This window comes from Lentzea sp. NPDC042327 (assembly GCF_040647275.1).
Classification (GTDB): domain Bacteria; phylum Actinomycetota; class Actinomycetes; order Mycobacteriales; family Pseudonocardiaceae; genus Lentzea.
In genome coordinates, this window is the sequence record NZ_JBEZBX010000036.1 from 1 (window position 1) to 5675 (window position 5675).

4 protein-coding genes are annotated in these 5675 nt (G+C 70.5%); all 4 read right to left on the minus strand.

Going from position 1 to position 5675, the window contains the following annotated elements:
* Nucleotides 1–188: 188 nt before the first annotated feature.
* The gene (locus AB0A63_RS40105) at nt 189–1136 is read right to left on the minus strand and encodes a hypothetical protein (protein WP_360401934.1); all 948 of its coding nucleotides are present in this window, start codon (nt 1134–1136) and stop codon (nt 189–191) included.
* Nucleotides 1137–1201: 65 nt separating this feature from the next.
* On the minus strand, nt 1202–3037 hold the full coding sequence (locus AB0A63_RS40110) for an endonuclease/exonuclease/phosphatase family protein (RefSeq protein WP_360401937.1): 1836 nt from the start codon (nt 3035–3037) through the stop codon (nt 1202–1204).
* Complete coding sequence (locus AB0A63_RS40115) at nt 3034–4158, minus strand: hypothetical protein (protein ID WP_360401940.1); 1125 nt, start codon at nt 4156–4158, stop codon at nt 3034–3036. The genes AB0A63_RS40110 and AB0A63_RS40115 overlap by 4 nt, the downstream gene beginning before the upstream one ends.
* On the minus strand, nt 4155–5675 hold a 1521-nt coding region (locus AB0A63_RS40120), incomplete at its 5' end, for a (5-formylfuran-3-yl)methyl phosphate synthase (RefSeq protein WP_360401943.1). The genes AB0A63_RS40120 and AB0A63_RS40115, both read right to left, overlap by 4 nt.

The following is a 5675-nucleotide window of genomic DNA, read 5'->3' on the forward strand; positions in this document are numbered from 1 at the left end:
CGTTGATCAGATTGGCGCAGAAATCGCAGCTTCCGCCGGACCGCACAGCGGCTTCCTCGTCGCGGCAGAGGCGAGTCATGGCTGTCACAGCCCGCCGTTGGCCACGTCGATCGTGAACCGCTTCACCACGGCCGCGTCCCGCGCCTGCAGCGAGTCGGGCAGGCCGAATCGGTCGCGGCCGAGGGAGGTCACGGCGTCAGCGCTTCGACGGAGGACACCGCCGGCGCCGGTCCGGTTCCGTTGAGTGGCCGGTCGCCCCAGCCGGTGATGCCGAGGAGGGCGTTGTTGCGGCGCCGGATGGCGGCGGGGACGGTGGTGTTGTAGACGGTGATGAAGTCGATTTCGTCGTCGGCGGCGCTGGCTTCGTCGAAGGTGTGCAGAACGGTGAACCAGACGTTGAGCAGGCCGCTGAAGTGAACGGTGAGCCAGGTCAGCTCGACGAGCATGCCGGTGGCGTAGGCGTTGTGGTAGGCGGGGGTGCCGGTGCCGGGGTACTGGTCGAGGCCGTGGGCGGTGATGGCGGCGGGGGCGTGGTCGCGCAGGACGCGGTGGGTGTCGCGGACCTGGTCGTCGGTGATGGCGTGGGGGTCGGCCCGGGTGGCGGCGGCCAGTCGCAGGCACGCCAGGTGCAGGTCGGTGTAGGGCGGAGCGCCGGGGCGGTCGAAGGCGGGGTTGCCGTGGTCGTCGACCAGGTGCAGCAGCATTGCCTCGGCCTGCTCGGCGCGGGTGTCGGGGTCGGGGTGGGGGAGAAGTTCGGACAGGGTGTTGTAGCCGATGACGGTGTGGTGGGTCATGGAGTAGCGGCTGCGGTTGAGCAGGCTGACGACGTTGATGACCAGTTCCTTGGTGACCCGGTCGAGGAAGCCCGAGGTCGGGTAGCGGACGGTGCCGCCCTGTGCGGTGTCGGGGTTGGGGATCTCGGTGAGCACGCCGGCGTCGAAGATGACCGAGTTGGCGTACGGGACCTCGGTGATGGCCAGCGCGGGGTGGTGGGCCATGGTGCGGAACAGGTTGCTGGGGATGCCCCAGGTGGCGATGCTCAGCTCGTAGGCCGCTTCCACCTCGGCGTTCATGCCGGCGCGGGGCAGTGGCGGCACGCGGGTGCCGGTGGTGGGCAGGACGAGTTCGTCGGCCATCGGTTCAGTCCTCCGAAGTCTTGGGACGCAGGCGTCTCTCGGGCGCAACCGGTGGGGACTCGTGGTCACGGGAACGTGAGCCGGACCAACTGGGGGTCGTGGTCGCTGACCTGGTCGGCGAACTCGGCGTTGACGTGGACGATGTCGTAGTCGTAGCCGCCCGCGACCAGGCTCGGGCTGAGCAGGACGTGGTCGAGGACTTGGGCGTTGCCCTGGTGGATGTAGGTGTAGCGCTCCGCTTCGGGCAGGGTGGCGGGCAGGTCGGTCAGACCGAGGTCCTGCAGCGCCCGTAGCGGTGGCGAGAACTCGGTGTCGTTGAAGTCGCCCGCGAGCACCAGTCGTGCGTTCGGGTTGCCGTCCAGCAGCCGGCGGGCGAACTCGCCCAGCAGGGCGGTCTGCTCGCCGCGCGGGACGCGGCTGGGTGTGCGGGGCGGCTGGAAGCGGCCGAAGGTGGGGTCGTCGCCGCGCTGGGAACTCAGGTGGTTGGCCACGATGATCAGGCGGGTGCCGCGGAAGGTGAACTCCCCGGCCAGCGACTTGCGGGTGTCGGTGAAGGCGGGGTGCTCGGGCTGGATGCGGCCGGGGCTGACGGTGAGCGTGCCGTCCGGCGCGACCTGGACCGGTGTGGTCGCGGTGCCGCCGGGGCGGTCGACGAAGGACAGCCCGAGGTCGGTGCGGAAGAGGAACCCGACCCGGATGTTGCCACCCGGCACGCCGCCGTCGACGTGGTCGAGCGGGTCGATCTGCCGGAAGGCGTAGCGCGGGCCGCCGGCGGCGGTGATCGCGTCCACGAGGTTTTGCCAGGTGCGCCCGGCGGTGGTGACGCCGGTGTCGGCCGGCCCGTCGTCGTCCTGGACCTCCTCGACGACGACCACCGCGGGCGAGGCGAGGTGGGTCGTGATGGTGCGCGCGAGCTCGGCGAACTTCTCGGGCGGCGACACCACCGAAAGGTTCTCGACGTTGAACGTCGCGATCGTCAGCTCGTCGGCCACCGCGGGCCGCGCGGTCTCCCGGGCCAGGCCCGCTGGGTGGCGGGTCGAAGAGCACGTGGCCACGATCTCGTAGGCGCCGTAACGGTAGTCCAGGACACCGCAGGCCCGGGAGAGCCGGTCGCCGACGTCGATGCCCGCGGGGATGGCGTCGGACACGGGCCCGGAGACCAGGCCGAGCCGTTCCGGGTTGGGGTCGTGCTCCCGCACGGGCAGCGCGCCTCGATCGGCCAGGATCGAGGCGTCCACGCCGTCGTCGGCCACGACGGTGACCCGCCTGCCACCGGAGAACTCCAGTGCCGGGGACACCGCGACCGGCTCGTCCACCCGCACGGGCATGCCCTCCAGCGACTCGTAGAAGTCCAAGCCCTGGGTGTCGGGGTCGAACGCGGCGCTGTGCTCGACGTCGCCGACCACGTCGTCCTTGACCACCTCCCGCGGGGGAACCCGGCCGGACCCGCCCAGCAGGACGGGTGCGGGCACCGGGTGACGGCCCACCACGACCACCGCTGCCGGACCGCCGATGCGAGTCACCGACAGGTTCGCGTTGGCGGGGATGTCGCCGCCGTCGCGGTGCTCCTGCACGACGCCGGAGACCCGCACCAGGTCACCGGCACGCGGGACGGGTGTGTCGACGGCGACCTGGACCGCCTCGGAGGTGGCCGGATCGGCGTCGGGGGTGAGCGAGTGCAGCCAGAACAGCCCGCGTCGGGCGTCGCCGGCCACGACCACGCCCCGCCTGACGGTCACCCGCTGTCCTGTCAGCGGCGACCGGTGCCCGCCGCCCTGCACGTCGTGCACGTCCACCACCGGTGCCCGCAGCGGAGCTGCCGAAGCCCCGACGAAGGCCGAGGCCGGGGCCGGGCACAGCAGCACCACAACCGCGCCGAGAACGAGCGCCGGCGTTCTCACCGTGTCGCCTGAGCGGTGGACTCGAGCGGCTCGCGCGGCAGCACCAACTCCGGCAGCGTGCCGTACGGCCACGCCACCTCTGCGCGCGCCCGCACGGGCGCAGTCGCGCCGTCCAGCATCGCCCGCGCCCGCGCGGTGGCGTCGAGGACCTCGTAACCGGGCAGGGTCTGCTGTTCGGTCTCGGCGAGGCTGAACGGGCGGCCGTCGAAGAACCCGGCCATCTCCTCACCGACACCGTAGGCGGGGTCACCGCGGCGGGCCTGGTTGAGGCGGTGGTGGATGTTCCACTCGTCGTGGGCGCCCAGGCTGAACGCGGTGCTCACCCGAGTGCCGTAGTAGACCAGGAACCTCCGGCGCCGCGCCTCGTAGACCACCGCGTCCTGGGGCTGGCTCGGATCCAGCGGGCGGCGCCCGCCTGTGCCGTCGTCGACGGTGGCGAAGTCGAGGTAGAACTGCGGATCGGTGGCGTAGCGGCGGGCGAAGTAGCCCTCCATCCGGTCAGTGAGCGATTCACCGCCGCTGCGCAACGAGAAGAACTCCCGCGCGTCGGTGGGGCCGAGGAAGTAGTAGGCGTCGAACGCGCCGCCGAGCTTGAGGTCCCTGCGGGCCGAGTCGGCCAGGTAGTCGTCCTCGATCAGCACACGGGACCACATGCGCATGTAGTCCCCGCCCGTCGGATGGGTCTGGGCCAGCAGTTGTTCCAGGGTCAGGCCGGGGTACTTGTCCTGCAAGGCCGCGATGTGGCGGGTGATCAGACCTGTGCCCTGGCGGGACTCCAGCTGGTAGGCGGCCGGGTTGAGGAAGAAGAACCGTTCGCCCCACTGCTCGGTGAGCCTGCGGGCGGTGTGGTTGGCGATGTCGACGTTGGTGGCGAAGTACCCGCCGCCGCGGGAGCTGATCGGGCAGCTGAGGTAGACCACCACGCGGCCCTCGGCCTGGGCGCGCGCCAGGTCGGACTTGATCAACGCGGTGTGCAGCTCGAACACGTCGAACCACGCGCCGGTGTGCCAGGTGAACTTCATGATCGGCCGCTCCGGCACCGGATACCCGGTCTCGGTCTCGGGCTCCGCGGTGCCGTCCTGGGCACGCAGCAGCGACGCGGGGGTCGTGGTTCCGGTCACGGCGCCGCCACCTCCTCGACAGGACGCTCGCCGTCACCGAGGTCGGCCTGGCGCAGCACCGCGGTCAGGGTGCCGCTTCCGGGGATCCGCGGCTGCACCGGCGTCAACCGGCCGTAGGGGTCGGCCCAGAACACCGACGTGATGTCGGGGAAGTTCTGCCGCAGCCGGGCCACGGCCTCGTCCACACCGTCGACCGACCGCATCTTCTCCGGCAGGCACACGTAGCCGCCCTGCTCGGGGGGAACGAGACCGCGCACGAGTTGGCGCATCATCACCTGGTCGCGTCGCGAGGCCACCGGATCGTCCTCGGCGGGCGGCTGGGAGGGGTCGAGCAGGATCGCCGACCCGCCGCCGCGCGTGGACACCTGGTCGATCTCGGGCACCAGTCGCCACAGCTGCTGAGCCTGGTGGCTCTGCAACGACCCGGCCAGGTTGGCCTCGACCCCGCGGTAGTGGCAGTAGTCGACGAAGAACCTGATGTCCTCCAACGGCAGGATGCCCTTGCGCACCAAGGCCTCCGGCCCGGTGCCGGTGACGTCGTACCGGTTGAAGTCCACAATGGAGGAAACGTCTGCCCCGGTGGGCTCGGTGGTGTCGACCAGGCCGACCCTGGCCACCTTGAACAGGATGCTGGTGTCGAGCATGATGCCGTCGGCCCCGGCGTCCGCGGTCGCGTCGACCATGTTCTTGATCGCTTCCCGGTCGGTCCGCTCGGCCGGGGTGATGCCGAACTCCGAGTGCGGGAACGGCTCGTTGATCTTCACCCTGGTGGTGTCCGACCACTCCGGCAGCACACCGGCCTCGATCAGCTGCTCCAGGTCGGGCCGTTGCGGGAACAGCGGCCCGCCGTCGGGACCGGTCAGGTACTGGTGGTAGTCGAGCAGGTCGATCGTGCCCTCGACCGGTGAGTCCGCCGTGACGGGGGAGAACTCCCGCAGTGCCACCAGTTCGCGCACCACCAGCGGGTTGTCCCGGCGTTCCCGCCACAGCACCAGGTCCTGTGCGAACAGCACCGACATCACCTGGCTGTGGCTGAACTGCTCGGTGCGGTTGAGCGTGCGCACCACCTCGGTCAGCACGTCCTTGAGGACCGGCAGGTGCATCCCGTCCAGGCCCACCTTGATGATGTTGCACGGGTGCACCCTGGTGCCCATCGACACCGCTACCCCCAGCGCCGCCTGGGACGCCTTGCCCGCGATCTCGTACGGCGACTTCTCCACCGCATGCCCGCTGTCGGTGCGCCGGAACAGCAGCTGGTCCTCGCCGATGTTGGTGCTCAGCTGCACCTCCTGATCACGCGTGTAGTTCAGCACCGCGTCGGAGATGTCCATGATGGCCTGCGGCTTGATGTTGCCCAGCGCGCTGCGCGGATCCTCGCTGTCCACGATCCGCGCACCGCCCAACACCGCCTCCCGCGCCTCCTGCGGATCGAACACGCTGACCAACAACTTCCTGTTGTGCTGCCGATCATGTGCGTTGTCCTGCTTCGCGTTCACCATCGTCGAACACGCCTCCAG

Excerpts from the sequence above, each read along its gene's own strand:
- AB0A63_RS40105 (WP_360401934.1), bottom strand. The coding sequence starts at position 1,136 with ATGGCCGACGAACTCGTCCTGCCCACCACCGGCACCCGCGTGCCGCCA.